This is a genomic window from Paraburkholderia sp. J10-1 (assembly GCF_905220165.1).
Taxonomy (GTDB): Bacteria; Pseudomonadota; Gammaproteobacteria; order Burkholderiales; family Burkholderiaceae; genus Paraburkholderia.
The window spans coordinates 232,604-249,750 of sequence record NZ_CAJMYW010000002.1; the positions used below are offsets into that span (position 1 = coordinate 232,604).

The 17,147-nt window shown below is 66.8% G+C and carries 17 protein-coding genes; 3 read left to right on the plus strand and 14 right to left on the minus strand.

Features of this window, described 5'->3' with window-relative positions:
- Positions 1-91: 91 nt before the first annotated feature.
- Positions 92-1,444, plus strand: a complete 1,353-nt coding sequence (locus U5A65_RS07920; protein ID WP_415764392.1) for an MFS transporter — start codon at positions 92-94, stop codon at positions 1,442-1,444.
- Positions 1,445-1,530: 86 nt separating this feature from the next.
- Here the strand turns inward: U5A65_RS07920 and ltaE are convergent, their stop codons facing one another.
- Entirely contained in the window at positions 1,531-2,535 is a 1,005-nt protein-coding gene (gene ltaE, locus U5A65_RS07925) for a low-specificity L-threonine aldolase (RefSeq protein ID WP_321946431.1), read from the minus strand.
- 141 nt (positions 2,536-2,676) lie between these two features.
- Complete coding sequence (locus tag U5A65_RS07930) at positions 2,677-3,405, minus strand: peptidoglycan DD-metalloendopeptidase family protein (RefSeq protein WP_321945972.1); 729 nt, start codon at positions 3,403-3,405, stop codon at positions 2,677-2,679.
- Positions 3,406-3,697: 292 nt separating this feature from the next.
- On the opposite strand from U5A65_RS07930, the gene U5A65_RS07935 reads away from it, so the two are divergent.
- Both U5A65_RS07935 and U5A65_RS07940 read left to right on the plus strand, forming a co-directional pair.
- The gene (locus U5A65_RS07935) at positions 3,698-4,018 is read left to right on the plus strand and encodes a hypothetical protein (protein ID WP_254316654.1); all 321 of its coding nucleotides are present in this window, start codon (positions 3,698-3,700) and stop codon (positions 4,016-4,018) included.
- A 130-nt stretch (positions 4,019-4,148) separates the two neighbouring features.
- Positions 4,149-4,958 carry a DUF2968 domain-containing protein gene (locus U5A65_RS07940; protein ID WP_321911544.1) on the plus strand — a complete coding sequence of 270 codons (810 nt, stop codon included), beginning with the start codon at positions 4,149-4,151 and terminating at the stop codon, positions 4,956-4,958.
- On the opposite strand, the gene U5A65_RS07945 is transcribed toward U5A65_RS07940, so the two are convergent.
- The 12 genes from U5A65_RS07945 to U5A65_RS08000 form a co-directional block, all read right to left on the minus strand.
- Entirely contained in the window at positions 4,959-5,882 is a 924-nt protein-coding gene (locus tag U5A65_RS07945; RefSeq protein ID WP_321934066.1) for a dihydrodipicolinate synthase family protein, read from the minus strand.
- Positions 5,883-5,899: 17 nt separating this feature from the next.
- Entirely contained in the window at positions 5,900-7,627 is a 1,728-nt protein-coding gene (locus tag U5A65_RS07950; protein ID WP_321934065.1) for an IlvD/Edd family dehydratase, read from the minus strand.
- A 527-nt stretch (positions 7,628-8,154) separates the two neighbouring features.
- The gene (locus U5A65_RS07955; RefSeq protein ID WP_158760898.1) at positions 8,155-8,481 is read right to left on the minus strand and encodes a DUF4148 domain-containing protein; all 327 of its coding nucleotides are present in this window, start codon (positions 8,479-8,481) and stop codon (positions 8,155-8,157) included.
- Positions 8,482-8,693: 212 nt separating this feature from the next.
- Positions 8,694-10,103 carry an NADP-dependent phosphogluconate dehydrogenase gene (gene gndA / locus U5A65_RS07960; protein WP_321911550.1) on the minus strand — a complete coding sequence of 470 codons (1,410 nt, stop codon included), beginning with the start codon at positions 10,101-10,103 and terminating at the stop codon, positions 8,694-8,696.
- A 119-nt stretch (positions 10,104-10,222) separates the two neighbouring features.
- Complete coding sequence (locus U5A65_RS07965; RefSeq protein ID WP_321945973.1) at positions 10,223-10,837, minus strand: DUF938 domain-containing protein; 615 nt, start codon at positions 10,835-10,837, stop codon at positions 10,223-10,225.
- Positions 10,838-10,885: 48 nt separating this feature from the next.
- On the minus strand, positions 10,886-11,503 hold the full coding sequence (locus tag U5A65_RS07970; protein WP_321934063.1) for a pyridoxamine 5'-phosphate oxidase family protein: 618 nt from the start codon (positions 11,501-11,503) through the stop codon (positions 10,886-10,888).
- Positions 11,504-11,531: 28 nt separating this feature from the next.
- On the minus strand, positions 11,532-12,398 hold the full coding sequence (locus U5A65_RS07975) for an NAD-dependent protein deacetylase (RefSeq protein WP_321911555.1): 867 nt from the start codon (positions 12,396-12,398) through the stop codon (positions 11,532-11,534).
- 21 nt (positions 12,399-12,419) lie between these two features.
- The gene (locus U5A65_RS07980; protein WP_321911556.1) at positions 12,420-12,665 is read right to left on the minus strand and encodes an oxidoreductase-like domain-containing protein; all 246 of its coding nucleotides are present in this window, start codon (positions 12,663-12,665) and stop codon (positions 12,420-12,422) included.
- Positions 12,666-12,773: 108 nt separating this feature from the next.
- Entirely contained in the window at positions 12,774-13,538 is a 765-nt protein-coding gene (locus tag U5A65_RS07985) for an SDR family oxidoreductase (protein ID WP_321945974.1), read from the minus strand.
- A gap of 27 nt (positions 13,539-13,565) precedes the next feature.
- Positions 13,566-14,507: a transporter substrate-binding domain-containing protein gene (locus U5A65_RS07990; RefSeq protein ID WP_321946432.1), complete on the minus strand. Its 942-nt coding sequence runs from the start codon at positions 14,505-14,507 to the stop codon at positions 13,566-13,568.
- A 187-nt stretch (positions 14,508-14,694) separates the two neighbouring features.
- On the minus strand, positions 14,695-15,588 hold the full coding sequence (locus U5A65_RS07995) for a LysR family transcriptional regulator (RefSeq protein ID WP_321934059.1): 894 nt from the start codon (positions 15,586-15,588) through the stop codon (positions 14,695-14,697).
- A gap of 109 nt (positions 15,589-15,697) precedes the next feature.
- Complete coding sequence (locus U5A65_RS08000; protein ID WP_321945975.1) at positions 15,698-17,107, minus strand: DUF2252 domain-containing protein; 1,410 nt, start codon at positions 17,105-17,107, stop codon at positions 15,698-15,700.
- Positions 17,108-17,147 lie beyond the last annotated feature (40 nt).

Below are 17,147 nucleotides of genomic sequence, written 5' to 3' on the forward strand. Positions count from 1 at the left end.
GTCCCACCCGCCCGAGACTGTCTTGTCCGAAACCCTTTCCGCGGCGCGCGAATCCCGCAATACCGGCCATTCCGAGCCCCCCGACGCGCCCATGTCCGCGAAGACCCGCCGCGCCATGGGCGCGGTGATGCTTGCCGTCGCGCTCGCCACGCTCGACACCGCCATCGCCAACACGGCGCTGCCCGCCATCGCCACCGATCTGCACGCGGCCCCCGCCGCCTCGGTGTGGATCATCAACGCGTACCAGCTCGCGATGGTCGCCACGTTGCTGCCGCTCGCGGCGCTCGGCGACATCATCGGCCACCGGCGCATCTATATCAGCGGCCTCGCGATCTTCACGGTCGCTTCGCTCGCCTGCGCGCTCGCGCCCACGCTCACCGCGCTCGCCGGCGCGCGCGTGCTGCAGGGGCTCGGTGCGAGCGCCATCATGAGCGTAAACACGGCGCTGATCCGGTTTCTTTACCCGCCGCACCGGCTGGGGCGCGGGCTCGGCATGAACGCGCTGGTCGTGGGCGTTTCGTTCGCCGTGGGCCCGACCATGGCATCGCTAATCCTCTCCGCGGGCACCTGGCCGTGGCTCTTCGCGATCAACGTGCCGCTCGGCGTGGTCGCGCTCGTGTTCGCGCTGCCGGCGCTGCCGCAAACGGCGCGCGGCAAGCACGCGTTCGATCCCGTCGCGGCGGTGCTCAACGTCATTACCTTCGCGGCGCTGATCTTCGCGCTCGGCGAAGCCGCGCAGCGCGCGCCCGGCGTCGAAGTGGCCATTGCCGCCGTCGTGGCGCTGGTGTTCGGCGCGCTGCTGATCCGACGTGAAGCCGGACATCCCGCGCCGATGCTGCCCGTGGATCTGTTCCGCCGGCCGATATTCGCGCTTTCGTCGGTCACCGCGATCTGCTCGTTCGCGGCCCAGGGCCTCGCGTTCGTTTCGCTGCCGTTCTATTTCGAAACCGTCCTGATGCGCAGCCAGGTGGAGACCGGCTTCCTGATGACACCCTGGCCCGTGGTCGTGGCCGCCGCGGCGCCCATTGCGGGACGCCTCTCCGACCGCTATCCGCCGGGCCTCCTCGGCGCGATCGGTCTCGCGATCCTCTCGGCCGGCATGGCGTCGCTCGCTTTGCTGCCTGCGCACCCCTCGGTGACGGATATTGTCGTGCGCATGGCGATCTGCGGCGCGGGCTTCGGCTTTTTCCAGTCGCCCAACCTGCGGGCGATCATGGCGAGCGCGCCGCCCGAGCGCAGCGGCGGCGCGAGCGGCACCATCGCCGTCTCGCGTCTGCTCGGGCAAACCACCGGCGCGGCGTTGGTCGCGCTGTGCTTCGGGATCGTGGGCCGGCACGGCCCGACGCTCGCGTTGGGCCTTGGTTGCGCCTTTGCGGGCGCGGCGGCCATTGCGAGCGGGCTGAGGCTCTTCGCGCCCTCGCACCGGGCGGTGCAGGGCGGGTAATTCAGGTAGTGCGGGCGATGCGGCCCGCCAAGGCCTGAGGCAAAGACGCGCTGGAGAAGCGCGCCTTTGCCAGCCGACCTGTCGGCTCAGCGCGCGAAGTAACCCTTCACCGCCGCCACGAACGTATCGATATCGGCGGCCGTGACGTCGAGGTGCGTCACGAAGCGCGACGCGTACAGCATCTGCGTGAGGATGCCGCGCTCCTTGAGATACGCCTCCAGGGGCGCGCAGTGTTCCTGCGGGAACTGCACGAACACCATGTTCGTGGCCTGCGACATCACCTTGACCTGATCGATCTGCGCGAGACCGGCGGCAAGACGCGCGGCGTTCGCGTGGTCGTCGGCCAGACGCGCAACGTTGTGATCGAGCGCGTAAAGGCACGCGGCCGCGAGCACGCCCGACTGGCGCATCCCGCCGCCCAGCACCTTGCGCCAGCGATGCGCGGCGTCGATGAGCGCGCGGCTGCCCACCAGCACCGACCCCACCGGCGTGCCCAGGCCCTTCGAAAAGCAGATCGACACCGAGTCGAAGCCCGCCGTGAGCGCCTCGAGCGGCTGGCCCGAAGCGACCGCCGCGTTGTACACGCGCGCGCCGTCGAGGTGCGTGGCAAGCCCGCGCTCATGCGCGAGCTGCGTGGCCTTCGCGACGTAATCCGCCGGCAGCACCTTGCCGCCGATGGTGTTTTCGAGCGCGAGCAGGCGCGTGCGCGCGAAGTGGTCGTCGAGCGGCTTGATCGCGGCGGCGATGCGTTCGAGCGGGATCGAACCGTCTTCGGCGTTGTCGAGCGGCTGCGGCTGGATGCTGCCCAGCACGGCCGCGCCGCCGCCCTCGTACTTATAGGTGTGCGCCGCCTGGCCGACGATGTACTCGTCGCCGCGCGCGCAATGCGCCATCAGCGCGGCGAGGTTGCTTTGCGTGCCGCTCGGGAAAAATAGCCCCGCCTCCTTGCCCGCCTCCTGCGCCATGCGCGCCTGCAGGCGCAGCACGGTCGGGTCGTCGCCCCACACGTCGTCGCCGGTTTCGGCGCGGGTCATGGCGGCGAGCATGGCTTCGCTCGGACGGGTGACGGTGTCGCTGCGCAGGTCGATCATTGCGATGAAATCCTCGTGGTTGAAGCACGCGCGCGGCAAACGTGCGCGCGCCTTGTCGGGCGCGCGCTCTCGCGGCGTGAGAACCATCGAGTGTATTTTCAAACGGCGGCCCAGCGCAATGCCGGGGCGCTCGCGCCGCGGCTAGTGCGCGAGCAGCGGCAGCGGATCGACGGGCTTGCCGTCGCTGCGGACTTCGAACTGAACGCCGCCGGAGCCCATTTCCGCGATCGGCTGGCCTTGCGAGACGGCGTCGTCTTCCTTCACGAGCAGCCTGCCGTTGCGGCCATAGGCCGTGACGACCTGGTCGTTGTGCTTGATGATCACGAGCGGTCCGTAGGCCTCGATACCCGTGCCCGCGTAGACCACCCGGCCAGCGGCAGCGGCCTTGACCTCCTCGCCGGGCGTGCCGCCGATCACGATGCCGGTGGACTTGCCCGGCACGAAGCGCTGCAGGATCGGGCCGCGTGCGGGCCACGCGAGCGCGATGGCGGGCGCGACGGGCGCGGGCATGGCTACGCCGGCTGCGGCGGGGGCGCTGGGCGTCTGCGCCTGCCCCGGTGGCGTGGGCGCCGGGTAGTTGGGTGGGGGGGCGACGCGCAGCACCTGGCCGGGCAGGATCTGCACGTTGGCTGAAGGCAGCTGGTTCCAGATCGCGATGTCCTGCGGACGCTGGCCGAAGGCCACGGCGACGCGCGCGAGTGTGTCGCCCGGATTGACGCGGTAGTAGCCCGCCGGCACGCCGCTCGTGGACACTGGAGGCGCGCTCGGGGACTCCGCCCACGGCGTGAAGGTGCTGCTACAGGCGCTGCAGACGAGCGTAAGGGCGGCCAGCGCCGCATACGCGCCCGGGTTTCGCCGTTGTCGATTCATCTTGCTGTTCCTCGCTTGGTCCTCGCGTATGAAGAAAAAATACGCGTAGGGGATGCGCGGCGGGCCGCAGGCGTTCGCTTGCGCGCCACATTCCGCGCGAATTGCATCGATGCCAGGCCGGAAATGGCGAACGTCCCCCATTATATCGTTCATGCCCGAACCGCCTTTTTTAGCCGGCATGCGCGCCCCGCCTGCGTTTGCGCGGGTCAACGCCTATACTGGTTCACGCGTCACCCGATAATCAGATGAAAGGCCTCTCGCTGCAGTCCCAATGGCCCTGAGGGATCCGAGAATGAACAAAGCCACCTTTCTTTCGCTGCAGCTCAACGTCGAAGATGTCACGTCGTCGCCGGGCCTCGTCGAATTGTTGAACAACCATCTCATCTTCGCAGCCGACGTGGCCGAGGCCGCCGACGAACTGGTGCAGCACGCCAGCATCGCGCGGCTTTCCGGCGCCACCCAGGCGTGCGTGGAAATTCCCGCCGTAGTCATCGAGCGCCTGCGCGATGCGCTCGACACCCTGAGCGGCTATGACGAAACGTGGCTTTTCGCACTCGAACCCGGCCGTGCGCTCTTCGACGACATTGCACGCCGGCCGCGCCTGCTTCACTAGTACACGAACCCGGAGCGGACGGCGCCCTACCCGCATCGCCCGCCCCATTTGCCTGCGCGCTGGCGCCTGTGTGCCATGCTGCCGCGCGCGGAGCGCCTCGTTTTTGGCGCGCCAAACTGGGGGAACCGCCGTGAAATCCATTTTGAACCGCCGTAACACCGCGCTCTCTGGCGCACCATCGCGCATCCTTGCCGTGGCCCATGATGCCGCCACGCAACGCGCCGTCGCAAGTGAAGCTGCCAGCCGCGCGCCGCAATCCGCGGCCAATCCCGCCGATTCCGCAGTGACGCCAACCGAGACCACCGTCGAGATCGAGTCGCGCGCGGAGGCGACCGTGGTATCCGAGGGCGCCGGCGGAACGCGAACGGTGTCCACACTCCATCCGGTGCCGGTCATGCCCGCGCACCTGAACGGCCGCCCGGTGCAGATCGCCGACGGCGCCGCGTTCGAAGCGCTCCACGCCGCCGACGAGTTGATGACGTTCCGCGTGTACCGCTGCTTCGCGTATACGGTCAGCCTCTTCTTCCATGCGCCCACGCTCGGCTACTTCGTCGCGCTACATCAGGAAAGCGTACTGTGGCGCGCGCTGAAAGCCAACGATCTCGACGCGGCCGGCTCGGCGTTTCACTTGATGCAGGAGCAAGCCACGCGCCTCGCCGACGGCGAAACGCGCCGCGTGCAGCTCGTTGCGCAAAACGCGGAACTCTCGCGGCAAATCGAGGAGTCGGAAGCCCAGGCCGAACGCCTGCGCGTGGACCTGCAGCGCCACGCGGAACAGGAGGTAACGGTGACGGGCCGCCAGAGTCAGGTGCGCAAGGAAGTCGCGCAGCTGGAGGCGCAGCGCATCGCCGCGCAGGCGCAGTTGAACAAGGCACACCGGGCGCTGCATCAGCTCAAGGTCGCGACGAGCGAGGGCGTGCCGCATCTGCATGCGCGGTGATCACGCAAGCGGGCCCAGTTGCCGCGCGAATCGCCGGGCGGCTTCCAGGCCGAAGCGGCTCGGCGCCAGCTTGACGTCGCGCTCGTACTCGACGTCGATGCCCATGCGCCACGCCGCGATGCGCTTGCCGTAGCAAATCAGCGTATCGAGCGACTGCATGACGAAGACGATGGCAGGCAGCACCTGCTGGTAAAGGGTCTGCGCGCGCTCGATATCGCCTGAACGGAACGCCGTGTAAATCTGCTGCTGCCAGTCGAAGCAGTCGGGCGCGACGATCATGCCCGCGCAGCCGGCGCGCAGGTTATCGAGCAATTCCATGCCGCCGCGCCCGTTGAGCACGGGCATCAGGTCGCCGATCTGCGCGATCGTTTCGGCAATCGTCACCGCGGGGCCTTCACCTTTGAGCACACGGAAGTTCGGACATTGCGCCGCAAGCGCGCGCAAACTGCCCGGCGAAAGCCCGACGCCCAGATACTCCGGCGCGTTCTGAATGCCGACCGTCACATCCAGCCCCGTCATCACGCCAGCGAAGAAGTCGAAATAGAACGATTCGGGCTGTGCGCTTTCGCCCTGCGCGCGCGCCGGCGGCTGGAGGATCAGCCACGCCGCGCCGCGCTCGATGGCGAATTGCGCGAATTCGCGCTGCGCCGCCACCGTGGGACCGCTCACCGTGACGGCAAGCGGCAGCGCGCCGCCGCTGTCCTCCTGCGCCCAGTCGATCACCTGCTCGCGTTCAGCGCGCGAAAGCTTGTTGACCTCGGTCGCGAGCCCGAGCACCGCCATGCCCGGCGCCCCGCCGCGCACGGCCGCTTCGACCTGGCGGCGCATGGCCGCGCGGTCGAGGCGGTTTTCGCGATCGAAGAACGCGTAGAGGATGGGATAGATGCCGGCAATGTCGCCGACGGATGTGGCAGGCGCTGCCATCGCTGCCTCCGGCACGATCAGTGCGAGTCGCGCGGCACGGCCGCACCGCTCGCGCCAACGAGAAAGTCCAGGTCGGCGCCCTTGTCGGCCTGCAGCACGTGTTCGACGTAAAGCCGGTAATAGCCGCGCTCGGGCAGCTCGGGCGCCTTCCATTCCGCCTTGCGGCGCGCGAGTTCCTCGTCAGAGACCTCCAGATGCAGGCGCCGCGCCGCGACGTCCAGCTCGATCATGTCGCCCGTGCGCACGAGCGCGAGCGGACCGCCCGCCGCCGCTTCGGGCGACACGTGCAGCACGACCGCGCCATACGCCGTGCCGCTCATGCGGCCATCCGAGATGCGCACCATGTCGGTAATGCCCTTTTGCAGCACCTTCTTCGGCAGCGGCATGTTGCCGACCTCGGCGAAACCGGGGTAGCCCTTGGGCCCGGCGCCCTTGAGGACCATGACGCAATGCTCGTCGATATCGAGCGAAGCGTCGTCGACCTTTGCGTGCAGTTCCTCGACGTTCTCGAACACCACCGCGCGGCCGCGATGACGCAGCAGCGCGGGCGTGGCGGCAGAAGGCTTGATGACCGCGCCGTCGGGCGCGAGGTTGCCCTTGAGCACGGCGATTCCCGCTTTGGGCTTGAACGGCTGCGCAAACGAGGTAATGACTTCGGCGTTGTAGTTCGGCGCCTCGGCCACGTTTTCCCAGATGGTTTTACCGTTGACGGTCAACGCGTCCCGATGCAGCAGCCCTTGTTCGCCGAGTTGGCGCAGCACCGCGGGCAAGCCGCCCGCGTAATAGAAGTCCTCCATCAGGAAGTGGCCTGAAGGCTGCAGATTTACGAGGCACGGTATGTCCGAGCCGAGTTCCCAGTCGTCGAGCGAAAGCGGCACGCCAATGCGCCGCGCGAGCGCGAGCAGATGCACGACGGCATTGGTCGAGCCGCCGATGGCCGCGTTGGTGCGGATCGCATTTTCGAATGCCGCGCGCGTGAGGATCTTCGACATCGTGAGGTCTTCGCGCACCATCTCGACGATGCGCCGGCCGGCGAGTTGCGCGAGCACCTGGCGGCGCGCATCGACAGCGGGGATGGCCGCATTGTGCGGCAGCCCCATGCCGAGCGATTCGACCATCGAGGCCATCGTGGACGCGGTGCCCATGGTCATGCAGTGGCCGCGCGAGCGGTTCATGCACGACTCCGCCTCGACGAATTCGGCCTGCGACATCGTCCCCGCGCGCACTTCCTCGGACATTTGCCACACGCCCGTGCCCGAGCCGATTTCGTGGCCGCGAAAACGTCCGTTGAGCATCGGGCCGCCCGACACCGCGAGCGCGGGCAAGTCGCACGACGCTGCGCCCATCAGCAAGGCCGGCGTGGTCTTGTCGCAGCCGACGAGCAAAATCGTGCCGTCGATCGGATTGCCGCGAATCGACTCTTCGACGTCCATTGAAGCGAGGTTGCGAAACAGCATCGCGGTGGGCCGCAGGTTCGACTCGCCAAGCGACATCACGGGAAATTCGAGCGGCAGGCCACCGGCTTCGTACACGCCCTTCTTCACGTACTGCGCGAGCTCGCGAAAATGCGCGTTGCACGGCGTGAGTTCCGACCACGTATTGCAGATGCCGATGACGGGGCGGCCGTCGAATGCGTCGTGAGGGATGCCCTGATTTTTCATCCACGAGCGGTGGATGAAGCCGTCCTTGTCGGCTTTGCCGAACCAGGCCTGGCTGCGCAAGGGCTTGCGGGTGGGGTGGGTCATGGCGGGGCGTCTCCTGTCGCTGGGCAACTGTTATGGAAACTGCCGACCGATCATAGGAGTGGCGTCCGGACCCGTCAATGTTTGCTACGGCGTCCTTAGACAGCGGAAAACGCGCCACAAAAAAGTACGGGCCGGTGGAGAACCGGCCCGCGCTGGACTGCCTTTTGCAACAACGTACTGCGTACTGCCTGCTACACATCATGCGTACTGCTACTGCACGGCTGCACCTCTCACTGCGCCAGCCAACTTCAACTACCTTCTGCTCTCTCTGCGTACTGCAACTGCTTCACTGCAACAACTGACCTGCGTACTGCCTACTGCGTATTGCAACTGCACACCGCGAACTGCCACTTCTACTGCAACCGCTCTCTACGTACTGCGACTGCAACTTCTACCGCAACAACTCACTGCGTACTGCAACGACTCAAACTACAACTTCTGCTGCAACTACCAACTACGTACAGCGACAACTCACTACAGGGGGTAGCTTGCCGGAACCGCCGGGAGCGGTTCCGTTCGGTCAGGGCTTAGTGGCCGAAGTAAATGCGTTGGTTCGGTGCGACTTGCGCCGGTTGCACCGCTGCGCCCGACTGCGACGTGCCGACTGCCGGTGCGCCGTAGCCGCTGGTGTCGCCGGCGGCGAGCTTTTCCTCGGTCACGCGGGCTTGAGCGGCCTGCAGGTTTTCCGGGTAGTTCACATGGTCAGCCGACGGGTTGTAGCCAGCCTTCTCGAGTTGAACCAGTTCTGCGCGCACTTGAGCGCGGGTCAGGCCTTGCTCGCTCGACTGGGCGAACGAGATTGCCGGAACAGCAAGAGCGGCGGCAACAACGGCTGCGGAAATAAGCTTGTTCATGATCGGACCTCCATCTGTTTTATGTCGGCTTCGGAACACCGTGTTCGTCAGCCGTTGAATACAGTGTAGGCCTCCGGCTCATATAGGGAAAACCCTTATTCGTCAAAACACCGTTGCAATTCTCGCAATAAAAAAAGGTGAGTCCCAAGGACTCACCTTTCGATTCCAACAAAGACCGCAACGACATTGCGGTCTTTTGTCTTGCAATTTCCTTACGACCAGTCGGCGTGGAAGCTGCCGGGCTTGTCGATGCGCTCGAACGTGTGCGCGCCGAAGAAGTCGCGCTGCGCCTGCACGAGGTTGGCGGGCACGCGCTCCGAGCGGTAGCCGTCGAAGTAGGCCACCGCCGACGAGAACGCCGGCACCGGCACGCCCGCGCTCACCGCCTGGATCACCACGTCGCGCAGCGCCGACTGATAGTTGGCCGCGATGTCACGGAAATAGGGATCGAGCAGCAGGTTATCGAGCTGCGGGTTCTTCGCGTAGGCGTCCATGATCTTCTGCAGGAAGCGCGCGCGGATGATGCAGCCGGCGCGGAAAATCTTGGCGATCGTGCCGTACTGCAGGTCCCACTTGTACTCGTCGGAGGCGGCGCGCAGTTGCGCGAAGCCTTGCGCGTACGAAATGACCTTCGAGAAGTACAGCGCGCGGCGCACCGACTCGATGAACGCCTTGCGGTCGCCCGAGAACGGCTTCGTGTCCGGGCCCGAGAGCACCTTGCTCGCCGCCACGCGCTGCGTCTTGAGCGACGAGAGCACGCGCGCGAACACGGCCTCGGTGATGAGCGGCAGCGGCGCGCCGAGATCGAGCGCGTTCTGGCTGGTCCACTTGCCGGTGCCCTTTTGCGCAGCGCGGTCGAGAATCACGTCGACGAGATCCTTGCCCGTTTCCTCGTCCTTCTTGGTGAAGATCTTCGAGGTGATTTCGATCAGGTAGCTGTCGAGTTCGCCCTCGTTCCATTCGGTGTAAACCTTGGCCAGTTCCTCATTCGAGAGGCCGACCACCTGCTTGAGCACCGCGTAGCTTTCGGCGATCAGCTGCATGTCGCCGTACTCGATGCCGTTGTGCACCATCTTCACGAAATGGCCTGCGCCGTCCGGACCCATGTAGGCCACGCACGGCTCGCCGTCCGGCGCCTTCGCGGAGATTTCAGTCAGGATCGGCGCAACGAGATCGTAAGCATCGCGCTGGCCGCCCGGCATGATCGACGGGCCTTTGAGCGCGCCTTCCTCGCCGCCCGACACGCCCGTGCCGATGAAGTGCAGGCCCGACTTCGCGAGTTCCTGATTGCGGCGGATGGTATCGGTGAAGTGCGTATTGCCGCCGTCGATCAGGATGTCGCCCTTCTCGAGCAGCGGCTTGAGCGCGGCGATGGTGTCGTCGGTGGGCGCGCCGGCCTTCACCATCATCAGAATGCGGCGCGGTTTTTCGAGCGAATCCACGAACTCTTCGAGCGTGTACGCCGGCACGAGCTTGCGATCCGGATACTCAGCGATCAGCTCGTCGGTTCGGGCGCGGCTGCGGTTGAACACCGAGACCGCATGGCCGCGGCTTTCGATGTTGAGCGCCAGATTGCTACCCATCACGGCCAGACCCACAACGCCGATTGGCTGTTTGCTCATGTTGTTTCTCCACTTCATTCATAGACGGCGCCGCAACGGGGCGCCAACCGTGCAAGCATAAGGGAAACGCCCTGGAGCCGCGCGCACGCGCGCAATGCGGCTCATGTTTCCCTACCTGCTTAGCGTTTTCGGAACACCAGGCTGAAATTGTTCGCCGGCATCGCCACGCGCGCTTCGCAGTCGAAGCCTTGCGCCAGCGCCAGCGCCTCCACGGCCTCCATGTCGCGCACGCCCCAGGACGGGTCGCGCGCGCGCAAGTCGGCGTCGAAGGCCTCATTGCTCGGCGCCGTGTGCGCGCCTTCGCGCCGGTACGGCCCGTACAGCACGAGCGCGCCCCCAGAAGCCAGGCGCGCGCCCGCGCCTTTCATCAGCGCTTGCGCGGCCTCCCATGGCGCGATGTGAATCATGTTGATGCAAACGACGGCGTCCACCACGTCGATCGGCCAAGGCTCGCGTCGCACGTCGAGATCGAGCGGCGCGCGCAGGTTAGCCAGACCCGTGTGCTCGCGCCAGGCGTCGATCGAGGCGCGGGCGCGCGCGTCGGCGTCGCTCGGCTGCCACACGACGTCGGGAAACGCAGCCGCGAAATGGACCGCATGCTGGCCGGTGCCGCTCGCGATTTCGAGCACCGTGCCCCGCGCGGGCAGCGCCCCGCGCAGCACCTCCAGGATTGGCGCGGCGTTGCGCGCGGCGGCGGGGGCGGAAAGACGTTGCGCGGCTTGCGGGTCGTTCATCGTGTTGCGTTCTCTTCAGCGTTGAATCGGCGTTGAACCGGCGTTCAGTCAGTACAGCGTGGTCTTGATGCGTTCGGCGAGACCGGCTTCGTAGGTCTCGGCGTCGAACGTCTCGCCATATTGCTCCTCGTTCACGCGGCGCAGCATCTCGCCGGCGCTCGGCAGATGCGAGCGTTCGACGTGGTGCGACGGGTCCCACAGCTTCGAGCGCACGATGGCCTTGGAGCAATGGAAGTACACGCTTTCCACGTCGATCACGAGCACCGAGCGCGGCGGCTTGCCATCCACGGCGAAGCTCGCGACGAGTTCGGGGTCGGTGCTCACGCGGCCGCGTCCGTTCACGCGCAGCATCTCGCCCACGCCCGGCACCATGAAAAGCAGTCCCACCTGCGACGACGCGACCACGTTGCGCAGGCTGTCCACCCGGTTGTTGCCGGGGCGGTCGGGCAACGCGAGCGTGCGCTCATCGAGAATGTGCACGAAACCGGGGGCGTCGCCGCGCGGCGAACAGTCGAGGCCTTCCGGGCCGCCCGTGGCGAGCACGACGAACGGCGAGCTTTCGATAAAGCGCCGGTAGTCCGCGTTGACGTGATCGATTTCCTTACGCAACGCGCGTTCGTGCGGTGTGCCGTAGTGGGCTTCGAGGGCGGCTAGCGTGGTCAGCATGGCGTCGGTTCCGTGGAATCGTGGCGTGTCAGGGGACGAGGCGCGCGCCCAGTGCGTCGAGCACGGCGGCGCAGGGTGCTTCGAGCTTCAGCGCGAGGAGCGGGTCGGCGCGCGTCTTGCCCATGTTGATCGCGGCCACGGGCTTGCCGCGCTGCTGCGCCCAGGCACAGAAACGATAGCCGGAATACACCATGAGCGAGGAGCCGACCACGAGCACGGCGTCGGCCTCGTCGAGCGCGTTCGAGGCGCTGGCCACGCGCTCGCGCGGCACGTTCTCGCCGAAGAACACCACCGAAGGCTTGAGCAGGCCGCCACACGCCGCGCATGCGGGCACGTGGAAGGCGTTGGCGCCGTCGAAGTCGAGATGGGCGTCGCCGTCGGCGGCGGGTTCCGCGATCGCGCCCGCAATGTCCGGATTGCGCGCCACGAGTTCCGGCTGGATCGAGGCGCGCGAATACTGCGCGCCGCAGTCGAGGCAATGCACGTGCGCGATGCTGCCGTGCAGTTCGATCACGTCGCGGCTGCCTGCGCGCTGATGCAGCCCATCCACGTTCTGCGTGACGAGCGTGCGCGCGTAGCCCGCCGCACCGAGGCGCGCGAGCGCGCGGTGTGCGCCGTTGGGCTGCGCGAGACCCACCGTGGGCCAGCCGATCAGGCTGCGCGCCCAGTAGCGCCGACGCATGCTCTCGGAGCCGAGGAATTCCTGCAGCGTGATGGGCGGCGAGCGCTTCCAGGCGCCGTTCTCGTCGCGGTAGCCCGGAATGCCCGAATCCGTGCTGATGCCCGCGCCGGTCAGCACGAACAGGCGCGGATGGCGCTCGACGAACGCCTGCAGTGCGTCGAGCGCGGCGGCATCGAGAACGGGAGCGCTGGGAGCGAGGATGGGGTCGGTCATGGCGGCGGGTAGCAATGCAGTTCAGTGCGAGGGCTTGCCGCGCGATTCGGTGGATTTCGCGGCTGGCTTGCGCGAGGCTTTCGCCTGCGCCGCGCGCTCGGCTTCGCGCGCTTCCCACGCAGCCAGCGCGGCGCGATACCGGCCGAATTCCTCGTCGTATAGATCGAAGATGCAGGGGTCGCAGCCGCTATGGCAGCAGTCGTCGTTATCGGGACATGCGGGCGGCTGGGGACGCGGATCGTCGTCCGGACGCGGGGGCAAAGACATGGGCGCTCAGGCGGCGTGGTGGTTCAGCGGCCAGTATACGGGACTGCGCGCGAGCGCGTGCGGACGCGCCTGCGCCCGCTCACATCCGTTTGCGCCCGTCTGTTGCGCTCAGCCTCGGCCCACGAACGGCATCTTCGTCGCCATGACCGTCATGAACTGCACATTCGCTTCGAGCGGCAGTTGCGCCATGTGCAGCAGCGCATCGGCCACGCGTTCCACGTCCATCAGCGGCTCGACGGCAATCTCGCCGTTCGCCTGCGGCACGCCGCGCGCCATGCGCTCGGCCATCTCCGTCGCCGCATTGCCGATATCGATTTGCCCGCACGCGATGTCGTAGCGCCGGCCGTCGAGCGAAACGGTTTTCGTCAGGCCGGTGATGGCGTGCTTGGTGGCCGTATAGGCGATGCTGAACGGCCGCGGCGCATGCGCGGAAATCGAGCCGTTGTTGATGATGCGCCCGCCGCGCGGCGTCTGCCGCTTCATGAGCCCGAACGCCGCGCGCGTGCACAGGAACACGCCGGTGAGGTTTGTATCGACCACGGCGCGCCAGTCGTCCACCGAAAGCTCGTCGATGTCCACGGCCGGCGCGTTGCGGCCCGCGTTGTTGAAGAGCAGATCGAGCCGGCCGTAGCGCGCGCGGATCGTCTCAAAGAGCGCCTCGACGGCCGCCGCGTCGGTCACATCGCAGGGCGCCGCCAGCGCCTCTTCGCCACGCGCGCGCGCCTCGCCGGCGAGCGCTTCGAGCGGCTCGGCCCGCCTGCCCGCCAGCACGACGGCGAAGCCATTGGCCAGCAGCCTGAGCGCGCACGCGCGGCCTATGCCGCTGCCCGCGCCCGTCACCAGTGCGATTTTGCGTTGTTGCGTATCACTCATCGTTGCCTCTTGCTTTCGGTTGAGCCTTCAGTCGAGCGGCTGGTCGTTGGGATTCGCAAAGAGCGCTTTCATCGGCTCCGACATCGGATAGTCGAGATTCACGCCCGCAGGCGGAATGGGCGACTCGAACCAGCGCCGGTAAAGCGCGAGCGCTTCGCCCGAGCGCTCCATCTTCGCGATGGTGTCGTCGGCAATGCGCTTGAATGCGGTGTCGCCGCGCCGGAACATGCAGCCGTAGACCTCCGACCTGGCCGGGGTGCCAACAATCGCGTAAGCGTGCGCGTCGCTCATGGCATTCGCGCTTTGCGCCACCGGCGCACCCGGCGTCTCGCTCGCCATGTAGCCGGTTGCGAGCGCGGCGTGCAGCAACGGCTCGTCCATCACGAAGGCAACGGCGCGTCCGGAGCGCACGGCTTCGACCGAATCGCCATGAGTCTTCGCTACGACGATGTGCATGTTCATCGCGCGCTCCAGGTTCCAGCGGCGCAACAGGCGCTCTTCCGAAGTGCCCGTGGTCGTGACCACGGTGCGGCCCGCGAGATCGCCGAAGTCCTTGACTGGCGAGCCGCGCTTCACGAGCATGCGCACGCCGTACTCGAAAAAGCTGTTCGAGAATGCGACGTCGTTCTCGCGCTCGCGCGTATGGGTCGTCGTGCTGCACTCGAGATCGATCGTGCCGTTCTGCACGAGCATGATGCGGTTTTGCGGCGTGACGATCACTTCGCGCACGCGCAGCGCCGGAAGCTTCAGTGTTTCGCGCACGCTTTCCACAATGCGCTCGGTAATCTCGTACGAGTAGCCCGTTGCGTGCCCGCCGCCGGCCATATAGGAGAAAGGCACGGTCGCATCGCGCACGCCAATGGCGATCGTGCCGGTGTCGCGAATCTTGCGCAGCGTGGGGCTTTCCAGTTCATCGGCATGCACCGCGCCCGCAGACGCGCAGGCGCACGCGAGCGCCGCGCAGCGCATGGCCAGGAGCGCGCGCGCCATGCTGCCGCGCCGCATGGAGCCACTCGGTGTTCCGGCGATGCCCAGCGGCTTTGACTCGCGCTTCAACCGTCTCTCCTGTGGATCGCTCATTCGTTCGCTTGAAGCGCGCACCGCGCCGCTTCCCCCTGCGCGCAATTGTACCGGTGGCCCGTGGCGGCTCGCGCCTTCACACTGCGCAAGAATGCGCGAGGCTTGCGCGCAGCACTTCCACGAACGCGTTGCCCGCCTGCGAGTCCATGCCGCCTTCGCGCCACATGGCGAACACGCCGACCGTGAGCGCCGGTTCGACGCGCCGGATCGCCACGGGCTCGCCCGCTCCGCGCGCGCTGAGTTCGTCGAGCAGCACGCGGCCGACGCCGCGTGCCGCAAGTGCGCGCGCGACGTGCCACGTTTGCGCCTCGACTGCCGCGAGCCGGTCGTCCACGCCTTCGGCTTCGAGCAGGTTGCCAATCGCCTCGCCGAGCGGGTCGACGTTGCCGATGCTGATCCACTCGCCGTCGACCAGATCGCGCAACGCGAGCGGCGCATGTTCCGGCGTGGGGTCGTCGGGCGGCGCGACGCAGACCACGGCCGTGCGCGCGAGTTCGACGGCGGCAATGCCCGGCCGCGCGGGCGGATTGAGCGCGACGCCCAGATCGAGTTCGCGCGTGAGCAGCGCGTTGAGCAGTTCGGCCGTGTGGCGCGTCTGGATCTTGAGCGACACATCGGGATAACCTGCGCGAAACGACTGCACGGCAGCCGGAATCAGGCTCATGCCAAGGCTGGGCAAACAGCCGATACGCAACAGCCCTTGCGGACGCAGCGCGAGATTGCGCGCGAGATCGCGAATGCCGTCGAGGTTCGATTGCAGCTTCTGCGTCTCGGCGAACAGCAATTCCGCCTCGCGCGTGGGCTGCAGGCGGCCGTGCGCGCGGCTGAAGAGCTTCAGACCCGCGCTGCGCTCCGCATGCGCGAGCACCTTGCTGACCGCGGGCTGGGACACGCACAGCAGCTCTGCCGCTTTGGAGAGTGAGCCGGTGCGCATGATCGCGTGAAAGACTTCGATATGACGTAGACGCATGGGGCGCATGCCGCACATGCGTTCATGCGCGGCGTGACGAAAGAAAACCGCAAGGATAGCGCGTTCGGGCCTGAAGCCAAATGCGGCTCAAATGCGGCTCAAACGTGGTTCAAACGCGGAAATCGGACGCCATGTCCTCTTCGCTGCGCGCGACAATCTCGCCGCTGCGCGCGGCCTTGACGAACACGTCGTAATCGCGCTCCACCTGGTCGGCATAGCTGAACGCGTAGGTCGTGAGCGCCTCCGCGAACAGGTCGCTGCGGCCAATGTACGAAGAGATTTCGATAGCCGAGCTGCCCGACTTCGCATGCGCGCGAGCGAGCGCCCAGCCGCACAGCCGCGCATAGCCGCACAGCAGCGTGCTGTCGAGCAGCTGGAGATCGATCGAAAGCTTCATGTCGCGCAACTGGCGCACATAAAAATGGCGCCCCGCGGGCCCCGTGGTCCAGCCAAGAAAGATGTCGCTCGCCGCCTGCAGAAGACGCTGGCCGTGCACGACACGCGCACCTTCGTGCTTGATCGAAGGCGACTTGAAGTACTGCGAAACAACCGAGCGCCGTGCCTCTTTCACCTGCAGAAAGAGCGGTTTCTCGTGATGATCGACGAGCAGCATCACGAGGCAGCGCGTGCCCACGCTGCCCACGCCCACGACCTTGAACACCAGATCCTGAATCGCGAAGTGATCGAGCAGTTCGCGCCGGTCGGGCGCGAGCGTTTTCGTGTATTCCTCGTACATCGGCTCGATCAGTGTGCGCCAGTCGCCGAGCGTGAACCAGTCGTCTTCCGGGTCGAACAGCGTGTTCACGCCGTGCACGTGAAAGAGCGCGGGCGGCACGTCGTGAATCGTCCAGTGATCACCGTCGCGCTCCGCTAGCTTTTCGAGCAGGTTCTCGTGCGTGCGGTTCGCGGCCTTCTCCATGCCGCGCCGGATCAGGCGTCGGCCTTCGGGCGTGAGCGCGGTTTCGACCATGCGATCGAAGGTGATTTTGTCGTACCAGAGATCGAGCGCGCCGAACTCGGCATATTGGCGCAGGCGGTCGCGATAGCTGGTCACGGCCGCCATCACCAGTTCCTCGGCCACGCCGCGCGAGTAGCGCATGTGCCGCGCCGCCACGACGAAGCTCGCCACGAGGCGCTTCACGTCCCACTCCCACGGGCCGGGCGCCACCTCGTCGAAGTCGTTGAGATCGAACACGAGTTGGCGCTCGGGCGTGGCGAAGCCACCGAAGTTCAGCAGATGCGCGTCGCCGCAAATTTCCATTGCCATGCCGGTGCTGGGCACGCCGGCGAGATCGTGCGCCTGGAGAATCGCGCTGCCGCGAAAGAACGTGAACGGCGAGACGATCATGCGCCCGTAGCGCAGTTGCACGAGGTTCGACACGCGGCCTTCGCTGCTTGCGCGCAGGAGGGCTAGCGGATCGCGCTTGAAGGTGCCGGTTTCCTTGTGGCTCGAACGTTTCGAGCGCTCGCGCACGGCACGCCCGGCCGCCTCGCGTTCAGCAACGGTGCTCCCATTCATGACCTTCTCCGGTTCTTGTACGGTCTCGCGCCGTCCTCGC

Coding starts and splice junctions, on each gene's coding strand:
- U5A65_RS07920 (WP_415764392.1), top strand. CDS start 92: ATGTCCGCGAAGACCCGCCGCGCCATGGGCGCGGTGATGCTTGCCGTC.
- ltaE (WP_321946431.1), bottom strand. CDS start 2,535: ATGATCGACCTGCGCAGCGACACCGTCACCCGTCCGAGCGAAGCCATG.
- U5A65_RS07930 (WP_321945972.1), bottom strand. CDS start 3,405: ATGAATCGACAACGGCGAAACCCGGGCGCGTATGCGGCGCTGGCCGCC.
- U5A65_RS07935 (WP_254316654.1), top strand. CDS start 3,698: ATGAACAAAGCCACCTTTCTTTCGCTGCAGCTCAACGTCGAAGATGTC.
- U5A65_RS07945 (WP_321934066.1), bottom strand. CDS start 5,882: ATGGCAGCGCCTGCCACATCCGTCGGCGACATTGCCGGCATCTATCCC.
- U5A65_RS07950 (WP_321934065.1), bottom strand. CDS start 7,627: ATGACCCACCCCACCCGCAAGCCCTTGCGCAGCCAGGCCTGGTTCGGC.
- U5A65_RS07955 (WP_158760898.1), bottom strand. CDS start 8,481: ATGAACAAGCTTATTTCCGCAGCCGTTGTTGCCGCCGCTCTTGCTGTT.
- gndA (WP_321911550.1), bottom strand. CDS start 10,103: ATGAGCAAACAGCCAATCGGCGTTGTGGGTCTGGCCGTGATGGGTAGC.
- U5A65_RS07965 (WP_321945973.1), bottom strand. CDS start 10,837: ATGAACGACCCGCAAGCCGCGCAACGTCTTTCCGCCCCCGCCGCCGCG.
- U5A65_RS07970 (WP_321934063.1), bottom strand. CDS start 11,503: ATGCTGACCACGCTAGCCGCCCTCGAAGCCCACTACGGCACACCGCAC.
- U5A65_RS07975 (WP_321911555.1), bottom strand. CDS start 12,398: ATGACCGACCCCATCCTCGCTCCCAGCGCTCCCGTTCTCGATGCCGCC.
- U5A65_RS07980 (WP_321911556.1), bottom strand. CDS start 12,665: ATGTCTTTGCCCCCGCGTCCGGACGACGATCCGCGTCCCCAGCCGCCC.
- U5A65_RS07985 (WP_321945974.1), bottom strand. CDS start 13,538: ATGAGTGATACGCAACAACGCAAAATCGCACTGGTGACGGGCGCGGGC.
- U5A65_RS07990 (WP_321946432.1), bottom strand. CDS start 14,507: ATGCGCTGCGCGGCGCTCGCGTGCGCCTGCGCGTCTGCGGGCGCGGTG.
- U5A65_RS07995 (WP_321934059.1), bottom strand. CDS start 15,588: ATGCGTCTACGTCATATCGAAGTCTTTCACGCGATCATGCGCACCGGC.
- U5A65_RS08000 (WP_321945975.1), bottom strand. CDS start 17,107: ATGAATGGGAGCACCGTTGCTGAACGCGAGGCGGCCGGGCGTGCCGTG.